Source organism: Paraglaciecola sp. QJM3NY_14 (genome assembly GCF_056173245.1).
Genome location: NZ_CM149664.1, coordinates 2057767 through 2072311, shown reverse-complemented (window position 1 = coordinate 2072311; position 14545 = coordinate 2057767). Strand labels below are relative to the sequence as shown.

General features: G+C 46.6%; 4 protein-coding genes. 1 reads left to right on the top strand and 3 read right to left on the bottom strand.

The genetic code is table 11. The features are described from left to right. Window positions 1–84: 84 nt before the first annotated feature. Complete coding sequence (locus AC0VYA_RS08775; protein WP_475490744.1) at window positions 85–4890, top strand: PDC sensor domain-containing protein; 4806 nt, start codon at window positions 85–87, stop codon at window positions 4888–4890. Here the strand turns inward: AC0VYA_RS08775 and recD are convergent. Genes recD through recC form a run of 3 tightly spaced genes read right to left on the bottom strand, consistent with a single transcriptional unit; the run spans window position 4879 to window position 14545 of the window. Continuing rightward, a complete protein-coding gene (gene recD, locus AC0VYA_RS08770) occupies window positions 4879–7092 on the bottom strand; it encodes an exodeoxyribonuclease V subunit alpha (protein WP_475490743.1) in 2214 nt (737 codons plus the stop codon). The genes AC0VYA_RS08775 and recD overlap by 12 nt on opposite strands. After that, complete coding sequence (gene recB / locus AC0VYA_RS08765; RefSeq protein WP_475490742.1) at window positions 7086–11048, bottom strand: exodeoxyribonuclease V subunit beta; 3963 nt, start codon at window positions 11046–11048, stop codon at window positions 7086–7088. Before recB ends, recD begins: the two co-directional genes overlap by 7 nt. Continuing rightward, on the bottom strand, window positions 11045–14545 hold the full coding sequence (gene recC, locus AC0VYA_RS08760) for an exodeoxyribonuclease V subunit gamma (RefSeq protein WP_475490741.1): 3501 nt from the start codon (window positions 14543–14545) through the stop codon (window positions 11045–11047). The genes recB and recC overlap by 4 nt, the downstream gene beginning before the upstream one ends.

Sequence of the window (14545 nt, the reverse complement as noted above, 5' to 3'; positions counted from 1 at the left end):
ACTTGCGCAAATTTTAAGCCTAAAACTTGATTTTTCCTTAGTTTTGACCTGTTGTTTAACAACACAAGGAAGAGGTGCAAGTCAATGTCGGAAAAATCGGTGGCGCAGAATACCCCATCCCCGTCTAAAACGCCAAAAAGACGCCTATTTTTGTTGTTTATTATTCTGCTTTGTGCGGCGGGGTTATATACCTATTTGTACTACAGCAATATCGAAGAAGGCTCAAGTAACAACAATCTGTACCGGATCCTGTACGAAGCATCCAATACGCTAAACGAAAATCTAGATAAAATTAAACGCGCTCATGATTATAGCGAAAGTGAAACCTCGATACGCTCCCTTATGCCGAGCTATCAACGCACATCCGACAACTTAACCAGAGAAACGGCAACAACGCTGCTTTACCAATTATCGGCGCAGCAAATTCACATTAAAGATGTTAGTGAAACAGCCACTGCAAGTACACTAGAAGCGAAAGCCCTCGAAGAAGCCTCACCTTCAAGCAACAGTGAGTTTGATGCGAGCGACGCCTCCCCAGCGACTAAAATAGAATCAGGGATACAAGCTCAAGGGAAAATTACAGACTCAAACGCCTTGGGCGATAGCGTAAACGTGAGTGACAACGCCATATCTGCAACTGGCACAGATAGCGAACAACTTCCAGAAACGGCACCAAAACTACAAAAAAAGTTTAGCGCAACATTAGATGTAGAGGACATTCTGCCGACCCCGCAAGCAGGTTTTAGCCAATATCTATTTGCCAGTAAAGAAGGAGAAGTACTCGCCTCGGTGGGTCATGAAAAAACCATATCCATTGTTGATTTAACCAGCATTAACCGTGCCTTTTTACGCCAAGAATCGCGCTCTTTGTTGTCCATGGCTGAAGAGGCTGATATTAAAGGCAAAGTCCCTTTGCCAAGTTACAGTAGCCATATCGATATCACTCTGTCTTATGGAAAATATCGCGTATTTGCTTTCCCTTTCGCACTAGACATTCCTTTGCAGTATGAGCACGAGGGTGAAACCAACACCTTAAATCATCTGTATCTCATTGGGCTAATGCCCAGAGCCAAACTAATCCAACAAAGCACAACCAGTTGGAATGCGTCATTATTGGTCGTCAGCATTGTGAGTCTGCTATTTATGTTGGCCCTCGTGCGTTTGTTTCTGTTGCCGGTTACCCATTCGATCACCCCTGCCACTCGTAATCTCACCCACCTCATCAGTTACGCTTTCTTTATCGTGGTTTTGTCTTTGCTTTTGGCTTATTTACAAAAGTACGTTGTACGCTACGACAAAGACCTGCGGGCCATGGATTATGGCTCAACAATCGCCCAAGAAATGGAGCACGACGTCTACGAAGTATTTAACAAACTCGCCCAATACCGTACTTTTTACCAAATCCTGCAAAAAAGCACGGATACACACAAAAATGACGGCCAAACGCGAGCACGTGATAAGCGACAAACTCAGCTCGACTTATTAGACAATTTTCATCAGGGGTTACTGAGTATCACAGATAACCCGTGCCTCAACGTTGAACATCACAAACTTGCGCCAGATGGGCTTAAACGTGCTCAAGCCGAGCATGGTGCAAGCAATAAAGCGCCGCCCAATTTCAGCAATTTACCCAACGCTGCCGTCAACGCAAAAAATCAATTCTTTATTCGTTACGCCTGCGAAGGTACACAGCTTACAATTGAAAGCGATCTCCACAAGGCTAACTTGTTCGACTATCTAAACGATGATGACACCTTGCCAGACGACGCGCAGATCATCGACTTTTTCGCACAAAATTTAGCTCTGGAACACTTTCCCGATGAAAGTCTAGACACATACGTTGCCTCATCACCGCAAGCAAATCCCCCGCTAAAAATACTCAATATTTTTCTGCTCAACAAAGATGGCTTTATTTTGACACCGTCCTTTTACTTTGTTGAAAACAATGTATTACCTGCAGGATTTGAGTTATCTAACCGAGACTATTTCAAAAAAATTCGCGATCAAAAAGGCTGGCGATTACCCCCTAAAAATGACGATACTCTTCAATCTAATGGATACAACCAAGTCTTCATTCAGCGCCTGCTCAACGTCAATAATGCGACCCGTGGCACCACCATCTCGATGCCGCTGCACGATGGCAGCAATACAGGCATTCACAGTCACGCCAGTGGGTATAACGTCCAAAGCGAGCCCAGCAATAAACGCTATGCCGATGTGATTGCCGCCGATGTATTACTACCCAGTATTAGCCTAGCCAAACCCGCCCCAATGGACATGACGTTCATGGTGGTCGACAGAGATAACGGTGACGTATTATTTCACAGTGACGCTAGCCGCTCCTTAGTGGAAAACCTTTATTATTCAGGTAATCACAGCCCTGTACTCAGCCAACGGATCCGCGCAGCACTGGACAATACGGATGCTGAAAATTCAACGGTTAACCAAGTAATCGACGGGTTTTATCATGGCCAAGCAGGCCGCTTTTTTGTACGACCCAGTGTGATTGATCAGTGGGCGGTGGTGGTGTTTTACCCCAACGACAGCCTAGATGCGCTGATGACAAGTCAGTTTATGTTTCTGTGCATTAGTTTTGCCGTATTTGTGACGTTCTTAACATGCACGAGTTGGTTGCTTGGCCGACTATTCGATACCGATAGACTCAAGCAAGTAGTGAATTTACCCGCCACCTTTGATACCAAAGAAATGCTGCATATAAGCTCCACGCTCATTGGCATCATGTACTGCCTTTTCACGTTTACCCACCTCGCTATTTATCCGCAAGAGAGTGCTGGATATTGGGTGACATTTATCGCCATTGGTACCCTACTGGTCATATTTTATTTTGGTTACCGTGGGTACAAGTTACTTTTTGAATCCGCAGGAGAAAGTTTCTCTATTCATGGTAAGGGAACAAAAGGTGCTGTCTTTTTAGCGTTAGGGTTAGGCGCTCTTGCTCTAGTACAAGCACTATACCTTAAGTCCGTCATGACGATCCCGTTGAAAAATTTAGCGCATTATTATCAATATCAAGATTGCAACAAGCTGAATCGAGAGCGAGCAGAAATTGCCGCTTTAGGTCTCACGCGTTTTCCAAATTCTATTACCAAGCATCGTATGAAAGCCGCGGCTTTATTGAAAGGTAGCGGCGAGACCAGCAAGCCAATGACGCGGCAAACAAACATGCGCAGTTTAAAGAAACAGTGTGAACACTACTCCACTGCTGTAACCCCAAACGACTTCCCTAATGCGCTGGATTTGATGAGCGCGACTCAAGATTGGCCTTGGTTAGACTCCTTTATTGCTTTTTCGCACACACCTGAGATGAACGAACCTCACGAGCAGATTGATGAAGGAAAATCCAACGAAACGCAATATACCGAAGGCTACGTTGCTACAACAGGTGGCGCAACCATTAAAAGCGCTTATGATCGTTTAGCGAATTACGATCTCACTATGCCCGTTTGGGCAATGATATTAGGGGTCATTGCGATTACGCTGATGCTGATCGCTTGGCTTCACTTTAATCGAGTGACGTTGTGGCAAAGATTGTATTACTCGTCGTTTTTTTTACGGCACATCCGTGGCCTAAATTTACCCATGCGCAATGAGGACTGTGAGCAAATTTCACCGCATTTAACGCTCAAGGTAGACTCAGCCAAGCCTAACGGTATTGATCTAACCACGTTGCTTCACTTAACACCGCTAACAGAAGAAGGCGCAGTGTCTAAGCCACATATAATACTTCAAGAAACACAACAGAAGACGGAACAAAAAAACCAAGGCAAAGAGACAACAGGGGCACAGTCATTGGCCTGCTTTGCTTTATTACTGCAAAACAGTCCATGTTTGCAACATTTTAAGCAAGAAAAAGTCGATTTACCCAATGTGAAAATGGTGCTGCACATCGGCCCTGAAATGACGGGGTTCGCTATCGAAATGTGGGATATTGAGGTGTGTTTAGAAGTCCCCAAACTCAGGAATGAGCTACTGGGTTTACTCATGGAGCTTAAATCACTGGTGCTGCTCGGTAAAATTGAAAGCTTAACCCTGTACGCTGGTTTCTATAGTTTGCAACGAGTCAAAATGAAAGATCCCCTAGGTCAGGTAAACGATACAGCCAAATTAGCCCACGCCGATTATTTATCTTGGGCTGACTGTTTGCTGGATTTCAATGTCATTTTACCGGCGAAAATCACTCAGCAAATCGACCAAGACGTACTACACGACGAAATAGACATGTTCAGGGATTTAGCCTGCTTGTTCGCTATAACAGAGCCCCGTGCTGTGCCCACTGATGAACTGGTGCTTCCTCTTAAAGGGCCCAGTTTTAGCTCGTTTTCCAGAGCACTTAATTGGTTCGCTAAAGAGAACCTGCATCGGGTATACGACAACGTAAAACAACCGCCTAGCAAGCTCTACAGTACCCGATACTGGGCCACCATTAATTACATATTGTTAAAAGCAGGGGCATTGTATCGCTACAAGTGGGAGTTATGCTCCAACGCTGAAAAACTCGCTTTATACAATCTTGCAAAAGGGCAATATATCAACCCTAAAAATAGCGAAATGATAGAGCACCTCGCGTTAGCGGGCTTAATAAAAGTTGAACGCCGACATGTGGCTATTATCAATCAAAGCTTTGCGCATTTTGTGTTACATGCCGAAAGTCCAGAGTCCATGAGTCAGTTAGTGAATGACGGAGAAGCAGGCACATGGAAAAGCTATCGAGTACCGCTAGGCTTGCTGTTGGTCTTAGTCATAGGTGCTGTCGCTCTTACCTCTGGTCAGTCGCTGTACATCATCGCCGCTTCATTAGCGGGGGTGATTGGTACCATTGCCAGTTTAACCACCAGCGCCAATATGCTGCGGGGGCACTTACGGGAGTAAACGCTTAGCTAGCCCACTCCCTCGCTGACAACGCCTTGCCACACTGATCGACAAGGCCTGCTCGTCACTATACAAGTTAAACGATTTCTTCGCCCGCGTGAGGCCTGTGTACAGCAGCTCTCGGCTGAGCAATCTCGCTTGAGAGCGCGTTTCAATGCGTGGCAAGCACAAATAAACATGATCAAACTCAGACCCTTGGCTTTTGTGTATCGTCATGGCGTAAACCGTATCATGGGGAGGTAACCGACTGGGCAACACCCCACGCAAGGTGTTTTGCTCAGTAACGAACCACACTTTCATCAGACCTTCGTTTTCCTCGTCAGGCATGGCAATACCAATATCACCATTAAACAAGCCTAAACTATGGTCGTTTTGCTTAAGCATAACGGGCCGGCCAATATAGAAATCTCGACCTAGTTCAATGGCTCCGTGTTTATTCAGCTCAGACTCAATCAAGACATTCATTTGTTTTACGCCCCAACTCGCCTCTTTTTGCGCGCACAAGACTTGTTGTTGCTGTAATAACGCAAAGACCTCAATACCCTGCGTGCTAAGGGTTCCTTGGGCGCAGACCTGCCTTACGCGCTCGAAATATCGTTGGTAATCCGGCAGCAGTCTATTCACCAAGGCTTTTGGATCATCACTGGTTTGCCATACTACATCTTGGTAAACATCATCTGAAAATAATGCTTTGGCATTCGCCAATCTCCCCATGTTAATAGCCCGCGCTAAGCGGCCAATACCACTTTTTTCACTGAAACGATAACTCTTGTGCAGCAAGGCAAGGCTATTGCTAATCGGCGCCTTATTTAGGGTATTGATGTTTAACTCAATCTGGCACAGGTCTTTTACCACACCAAGTGCTTGATCACTGTATGGCGGGGATTGATTGTAGACAGTAGGCGAAAAATTCAATGCCGCAGAGCAGATATCAGACAGCACACTGCCCGCCTCCACCGAAGCGAGTTGGTCTTTATCACCTAATAAAACAATCTTTGCATGCCTAGGCAAAGCCGCAAATAGCTTACTCATTAAGGGTAAATCAACCATGGACGCTTCATCCACTATCAGCACATCGACGTGCAAGGGGTGTTGCTGGTTAAAGCGAAAATAAGGGCTATTCGGGATACTGCCCAATAACCTATGAATAGTGCTGCACTGACTAGGTAAATCAGGCTTTAAGGCGTCCGGTAGTTTGTCCATGGCGGCACTGATAGACTGGCTCAAACGCGCAGCGGCTTTTCCTGTTGGCGCAGCCAGTTTAATTTGCAGTTTTTTGCCTTTATGTCGCGCCAAGCCCTGTAAAAGAGCCATCAACCGGATCACAGTGGTTGTTTTCCCTGTCCCTGGTCCACCGGTGATCACACTCACGCTTTGGCTCGCCGCAAGACACACCGCCACTTTTTGCCAATCTATTTCAGGCTCTCGTTGGGCGTGGCCATGACCACTTTGACGGTTTACATCATTAAGGTCTCTTTCATCACCTACATCATCGGGTGCTGAAACAAACAATTGCCCTAGCAATGCTCTGCCCTGTTCAATATCTAAGGTACTCGTGCGCCCTGTCATGCTGTTTATTTTTTCTGCCAGTTGCACTTCGTACTGCCAATAACGCTGCATGTAAAGTTCATGCCCCTGTAAAATCAAAGGCTTACTTTGAGACTGATGCTCCTGCGCCTGATGAGTGTGTAACTGCTGGGCCGATAACTGCTGGGCCGGTAACTGCTGGGCCGAAGAATAACGATCATGCGATGAAGTATTGTTACCTGTATCAGAACGGGTATCTGAACCGGCCACAGCATCAGATGCTTGATTAGAGCGCTGCTCTTCAACTACCGAAACGCAGCTAGATGCCTCTAAAACAGACATAAGCACAGGCGCAGAATCGAAACGATAAAAGGGTAAAAATGGCTGATAAAATCCATCGAGATTGAGGCAGCTATCTTGCTCGCCCAATCGGCTGCTGAGATAAGCAGCGAGTAAACCCAGCACGTGAATGCCAGCAGTGTTTACCGCCGATTTATCACGCTCGTGAAGCATAATAAATTCAGCAAACGCCACGTCTAATGGGCGAATACGACCTACACTCAACAAGCTTTGTAGAATACTGGCAGTCGTGGGCGGCTCCGGTGATGCCTGAACTTGTGTTTGCTGACCCTGTGGGCTTGATACATCATTTTTTATCATCAATTTGCTTACCATAAGTCTAACTGTCCTTGCGCAGCGGGCGCATCATCGCCGCTATCCTTGCTGTTTTTAGCTGCCGTTGACGATGCAAGTTGAGGCTCACTGTTAACCTGATATTCGCCATTAAACAGTGCATCTAAATCTTCTATCAAGGCTTGCGCTGGCATCAAATAAAATACTCCATTTCCAGGCTTTTCACTGTGCATTCCACGCAAGAAGGTGTAATAGGCACCGCCTATGTCATCAGCGTAGGCATAATCCGATTTTTTACTTTTAAGCCAACGATGCAGCGCCAAGGTATAGAGAATGGCTTGCAAATAGTAATCATGCTCTTCCATGGCATTGGCCATGGCTTCACCGTGATAATCAGCAAATTCTGCACCCAAATAGTTCGATTTGTAATCCAGCACGTAAAATTTGCCTTGGTACTGCAGCGTTAAATCAATAAAGCCTTTTAACATGCCGTTGAGTTGCTCAAATTGATAATGATGTTGACGCTGTGGAATATGCTGATTAAGGATGTGATTAAACGTCTGCGCTTTTACCTCTAAAAGCGGCAGGTAAAATTCCATTTCAACCAGCACTTGGTTTTTAGCAAGCGCTGATAAACTCAGATGTTCTTCGCTTTGCTGGATACTTGAGGACACGGCGGTCAACTTGGTCTGCAGCACATCGCGCAGCCACTTATCAACCACAGCAAACCACTTTTGTTCAATGCCATACCAAGTGCCTTTTTCGATGATCACGTCCATTAAATTAATCGGGTTGGTGAAATCGATAGACTCAAGCACGCCGTGCAAAAATGAACCCGCTTGGGCGCCCTTCACAAACGTAAACTGATCCAGCACCTCTTGCTCTGCGCCTTCTTCATCAATATCGTTAATACCATGTATATCATCGAGAACACGATTAGGCTCATTTGCTTGTGGCAAGGCAGTCTCATCGTCTGACAGCATCTGCTCGCTGTCGTTATGTGCTTCAACGCCTGGGTTGTCTTGTGTTGCTTCAGCCGCCATTTGCGGCGCAATATATTCACCAGCCTCTGGTTCAGTTTTAGACTGTGTATTGGCGCTAGCGTAGGCACTGATTACATCCAACTTATCTGCGCCCTCATCTTGACCTGGGGCAACGAATTCATGATGCTGCTGGCTACTGATGGCTGAATAACTGGTTAAACGCCAGCGCCGAGTAACAGGCTTAGGCAATACCGCAGCGCGCAGCATGGCGTTACTGTTAGTTTGCAGACTTTCTTTGCTATCTTGCGACAGTAAGAACTGTTTAAACTCAGTCGCTTTTCGCTCGGCGTCTTGCGCGGTAAACCCGAGGTAGTCCACATCAATCGTCTGGCTTAAATCGTCTAATCGCTGAGTAATCACAGCATCACTCACCTGTGTGCCTTGATTAAACAGTACTCGGCCCAGCGCAGTTTGCATCAACTGTGACTCTTTCTTACGCTGTGGATGACTGTTATTCCACAAGCCGATAAAGCAATAATGTACCGCGCGGGTCAGCGCTACATACAACAAACGTATGTCTTCAGCGAGACGTTCGTGATCGGCCAAAGCAAGGTTCTCGTCTGCGCCTAAAAAGTCGATCACTAAACCGTCTTTTTCATTGTGATAAATCGCTTCTTTCATCTCTCGGCAGCGGCTGGCAAAAGGTATAAATACCAAGGGATATTCCAATCCTTTGCTGGTATGTTGGGTGATGATTTGCACCAAATTCTGTTCAGTTTCCAAGCGAATTTGTTGGCCTTCGTTATCATTATCTGGCTCGGCCAAATGCGCTTGAAACCAATGTAAAATCTGACTTTCACCTGACATCAGCTGGCTTTGTACTTGTAATAGCTCCACTAAGTGACGCAGATCGGTCAAGCGGCGCTGGCCATCATGATATTGGCCGACAAGGCGCTCAGCGATTTTAAAATGGCGCATTAAAATATTCAGCGCCATCATTAAACCTTGCCGCTGCCATAACTGATGCCAATAAGCGAATTGTTCTACCAACTTTTGCCACTGCCATTCATCGCTGAATAGCGCATCTAAGCTGGTGGCGTCGTAGCAAAATAACTCACTGGCGATTGCGCCCCGTAAATAACGGTCATTACTGGGATTTGCCAACGCTTGAATAATCGCAAATAAATCCACTGCGGTTTGACTCGCAAACACACTTTTACGCGCTAAAAACATACTATCGACACCCAGCGCAGCAAGGGCCTGTTTGATGGTGTCCGCTTCGTTTCTGTCTCGTACTAAAACGCAGCAATCCCCTGGTCTCACTGGGCGCTGCCTAATTTTGGCTTCACCTGAGGCGCCTTGGTGAATAAACTGAGCAATACTCAACGCACACTGTTGAGCAAGAGCACTTTGTGCCTCCCCCCAACCAATCGGGAGTCCATCATCACTGGTCAAGTGATGAAAGGTTAAGCTGTTATGAGCTTGACCATTAACCTGTAAACCGCTTTGTTGCTCAACGCTTGCCACCGCTTGAAACGGAATGCTGTCTTTAAATAAGAAACCCGCTTCGCTTTGGGTAAAGAGTGTATTAACCGCCTCCACTAAGCTCGGCTGGGAACGCCAATTGGTGCCCAGCGTAAATTGTCGCGAGGTATCCACCAACTCTTTCGCTGCAATGTAGGTATGAATATCAGCCCCGCGAAAGGCGTAAATCGCTTGTTTAGGATCGCCAATCGCCACCCAACATGGCGTAACATCGCCAAACTGCTGGGTGTAAATAATGCGGAAAATATCAAACTGCACTGGGTCAGTATCTTGAAACTCATCAATCAATGCTGCTGGGTAACTAAGTTGTATCGCTTGAGCCAGTGACTGGTGAGCGGTGTCGAGCTTATCACGGTGACTTAGCTCGCTGTCTGGCTCGATAACCTGCCCACTGTTCGACTCGACTTGGGCTAACAAAGCGCGATGCAAGCTACTCAGTAAGTCATCTGGCGAGAGCAACTGTAGGCATTGCTTATTGGAGGCTAAGTTAGTACTGATATGCTTAAGTGCATCTAAACTGTACGCTAACAAGAGCTGGTCGTGGCACTGCTTTTGTAAATGAGCAAGTGTTTCAAAACGGGAAAAGTCTAAGTGCGCTAAGCTCTTAGACATTTTCTTCATCGCGCTGAGTACTTTTGCTGGGCTAAAGGTGGTCCATAAATCTTTATCAAAATCAGCACGACTGTCATCGCTTAAGCAAAAAGCCTGCATTTTGGCAATAAAATCCGCTTTGCCAAGCTTGGTATTCGCTTTGAGGTCAGCATCGATAATTTGCTGAGCAACCTCGTTCTCTCGCCACCAGCGCTTGGTGTCTTGCAGCGCTATAATGTATTTATCAACGCTTTCGTGACTCGTCTTAACATCCACTGTTTGCAAAGGAGTCACATGGCGATACAGCAACGAACGCAAGGCCGATTGCAACGCCTGGGGGCTGTGCCATATATCCAGCAACTCGTTCAGTACCTGACTCGGTAGATGCACAATATGCCCGCGCCAGTAATCTTCAACCGCCAGTTTTAACCACTGTGACTCATCCAATACGAGACTCTGCTCATACATTGCGCCGCTTTCAAACGCATGCAAACTCAGCATACGCTGACAGAAGCCGTGTATGGTAAATACAGCCGCATCATCCATTTGCTTAATGGCCAATAACAGTCGATGACAGTCGAGCTCAATATTGTCACTTCGCTCAATGAGATATTGAGTGAAGTCATCACTGCTGACCCCAGCATAAAAATCTAAATAAGCACGTTGTAATCGCTGGCGAATGCGCTGTTTTAGTTCCGCCGTCGCGGCGTTAGTAAAGGTCACGACTAGAATTTTATCGACGCTTAAGGGTGTGCACTCGTCCCCTAGCAACAAGCGCAAATACAAGTTTACTATGGTATAGGTTTTACCGGTACCGGCACTGGCCTCAATCAATGATGCCCCAGTGAGCGGAAAGGTTTTGGTGTTTAACGGGATCATGAGGCCTCTCCCAATGCGTCAAACAGCGGGTCAAATAAAGCATGGCTGACTTCACTGAATGCACAGAAGTGCTGGTTTAGATCTGGGCAAACCCGGCGAATATGCGGCTCCTCCCCTTCTCCTTTGGCGAAATAGCTGCCATAAAAAGCGTTTTTCGCCTTCATCAGTGCTTTTGCTTCATCACCGACACTAAGCCATTCGTAAGCGGTTTTAGGATAAAAGTGTAAAACCTGCAGCTGACCTAATCGCCAATAACGTATGAATATCGCCAGTTGGGTTTTCGCTTCATCTTTATCGACAGCACCAATGCTAAAGGGCTCTTTATCCTCCACGCCAATGTAATAGGCGCGTTGGTGTTTCGCCACACTGCCGTTAGCACACAGGGCTAACCAGGTTAGCCATAGTTGCAATACGTTATTGCCTTTGACTTTGCCCGGTCGCCATAGCACCAAATTGCCACCGTATAGATTGTCTACCCAGCCGGTTATCTGAATACGTTGAGTACTTGTGGCTGACACCGAATTTTGTGTTGATGAGTTCGTGTTGGCATTTAGTTCACTTGCCGGGACGGGTGAAATATCCAACAAGTAGCTCAACTCAAAGTTAACTTCTGCTCGCGTGGGCGGCACCTCATCCAGCGGCCCGCCAATCAATGCCACCAACGCATCAATTAACGCTCGGGATTGTTTACGAATGGGCTGCAAACTTATGTCGGCAATATTTCCTGTGGGCAATTTACCCTCTGCCCGTAAACGCGTTGTCCAATCCTCTTGCTGCGTGGTGACAAAACGCTCGTTCAACACATAGCGCGACAACGCATCAAGCTCAAACGGCTCATCGTCACTTTGAACGTCATAAACACGGGTCAAACGGGTTTGCCAGCGCTGGCTGAAAAACGCCTTCGCGGGATTGCTAAAGAATATCAACAATTCGTCTAACTCGACCTCTGTCACTTGAGCAAGCTCAGGCAAGGAAAATAACGGCGCAGGACAAAAATCCACTTCTTTATCACTGTGCACACTGCCATCTGTCAGCTGCTGCGCTAATGCCAGCCAAGGAGTTTGAAAACTAGCCATCGCGCTTGGCAACGGTTCCTCTTCGTGGGCATCGCGTTTAGTCGCAAAATACACAGGATTAAATGGCTGCAATGCATGCTCATGATAAATATGCTTTGCTAAATTATCGGCGCATGTTTTGGTTTCTAAGCTCTCATCACCTGCCAAGCAGAAGGTTTGTTGTGTGTACTCAAGTAACTCGCTAAGCAAAATTGATGGGCTACGCGACGAGTTATCTTTAGCGCTAAAGCCCTGAAAACTTAAATACAGTCGCTTACGCGCAGATAAAATGGCCTCTAAAAACAGGTATCTGTCATCTAGCCTGCGAGAGCGGTCTCCCCTACGCCCTTTGCCGATGCGCATTAAATCGAAACCAACCGGCACCACTTGCCTTGGGTAATCACCATCGTTTAAACCAAGCAAGCACACCACTTTAAACGGCACACTGCGCATGGGCATTAAGGTACAAAAATTCACATAACCGGCTAAAAAGCGCTGGCCTACGCCTTTGCTGGATAAACTTTGCTCTAGCTCAGCGAGGAAAACATCATGCACAATTTCACCACTGAATTGATGCTCGTGTACTGTCATTTGCTCCAGTGATTGGCGCAGTTGTAGCACATACGTTTGGTCATCATCGTCAGGCAAATACAGCTGTTCAATGAGTGACAGAGCACCTTTGATTTTCGCATTCAAACTGGCCGCACTTTGGCAAAAGGCTAACGCGTTGCCAAGCTCGCGACTGAACAAATAAAACTTACCTAAAGCCACAACGTGCTGGCCTTCGATGTGTTCATAAGGTGCAATTGGCTCATGAGCATCATCAAACATGCTTTCACCGCCCATGGCATAGCCGGCCAACAAACGTTGTAAACCAAACAACCAGGTATTTTGTGGCTCATTGGGCAATGCCCAGCGTGTTTTATCTTGGCCATCCCAGCCCCAACGCACACCTGCATCAGCTAGCCATACACTTAATAAGTCAAATTCCTCTGGGGTAATATCAAATTTTCGCTGTACTGCTGGCACTTCACACAAGGCCAGTACATCGGATAAACCGATCCGGCTTTGATGTAGCGACATCAGTTGAATAAAGCTATTGAGTAGAGGCGACTCTTGCTGGGCGTTGCGATCGGAAATAGCATAAGGAATATGCAGCGCTTTGTCTGTGCCGCCAAATACACCATCAATGATCGGTGCATAGCTTGCCACGTCCGGCATCATTACAATCACATCCCCCGGGTGTAGCTCAGGGTGATCAGCAAAAAGGTGCAATAGCTGGTCATGTAAGACTTCGAGCTCACGTACTGCTGAATGGCACGCATGTACTTGCAAGGTCATGTCGTCTTCAGCCAGAGGTATCTTAGGGTATTCTTCACCGTTTGTTAGCAGCTCTTGTGCGGGTAGTGGCTCTATCGCCCCGCGATGAGTTAACGCCAATACTTCGTGCTGCATATGTTCAAGCAAGCTTTCGGGCTCTTGCTCGATAAACGCATCATGCAATTCAACCTCTAAGCCCAAGATCATGTCTTGGTAGTCTCGCCCTTGCTTGCCCCAAGAGGCGAGCAACGGGTTGCCAACCAATAGGTAATCATCCATACCGCTTAAGCCACTTTGGGCATCTTCACTTGCTTGGGCGAGTAAGCTTTGCAATTTGGCTTGCAGTACTTGTTTGTTGTCTACTATATCGCCCCAGTAATGGGCGCTGGGGTTAAACCAAAAGATGATCACGTCGCGACTTTTCGCTAACGCGGAGAAGATTTCAAGTTGTTGCACAGGCATCGCTGACAGGCCAAACACAAACAAAGGTTTCAGCTCATCTTTGCTGCTTTTAGTGTCCTCAAGCTCGGCCATTAAGCGTGTATGCAAATTCGCCCTATGATAAGGAGACTCATCCAGTTCTTTGGCATATTCAACTAAAGCTCGCCATAAAATGGGTTGCCAAGGTTGGGCGGACACGTCGGTATCGGCTACGTTATTTTCGCCTTGTTCCCAAGCCAGGATCCACTCTGGGCGATAGACCAAATATTGATCGTAAATATCGGCTATTTTTTGGCATAACTGATAAAGCTTAAGCGGCTGTTGATCATCTAAATACTGGGCAATGCTGGCAAATTCAGTTCTATCACTCATTTCAGGCAATATGCTCATGAGCTTCCACGTCATGTTGTCTTTAGTAAAGGCAGACTGCTCAGGTAAATCGTTTACGTGGCCTTTGTATAATTGCCAGATATAGCTTGAGGGTAACGGGAAATCGATATTGGCAGAAATACCCAGTGCCTGGGCAATTTCTATTTTTAACCACTGTGCCATACCGGGGCTTTGCACTAACACCACGTCGGGGGAAAAGATATCATCTAGGCTGCTTTTACTCTCGCCTAACCACCCGATGAGATAAGCGGCGAGACTTTCCATTTTATTAGACTGAACCAGATGCAACAT

Coding starts and splice junctions, on each gene's coding strand:
- recD (WP_475490743.1), bottom strand. CDS start 7,092: ATGGTAAGCAAATTGATGATAAAAAATGATGTATCAAGCCCACAGGGT.
- recB (WP_475490742.1), bottom strand. CDS start 11,048: ATGATCCCGTTAAACACCAAAACCTTTCCGCTCACTGGGGCATCATTG.
- AC0VYA_RS08775 (WP_475490744.1), top strand. CDS start 85: ATGTCGGAAAAATCGGTGGCGCAGAATACCCCATCCCCGTCTAAAACG.
- recC (WP_475490741.1), bottom strand. CDS start 14,545: ATGTTGCATCTGGTTCAGTCTAATAAAATGGAAAGTCTCGCCGCTTAT.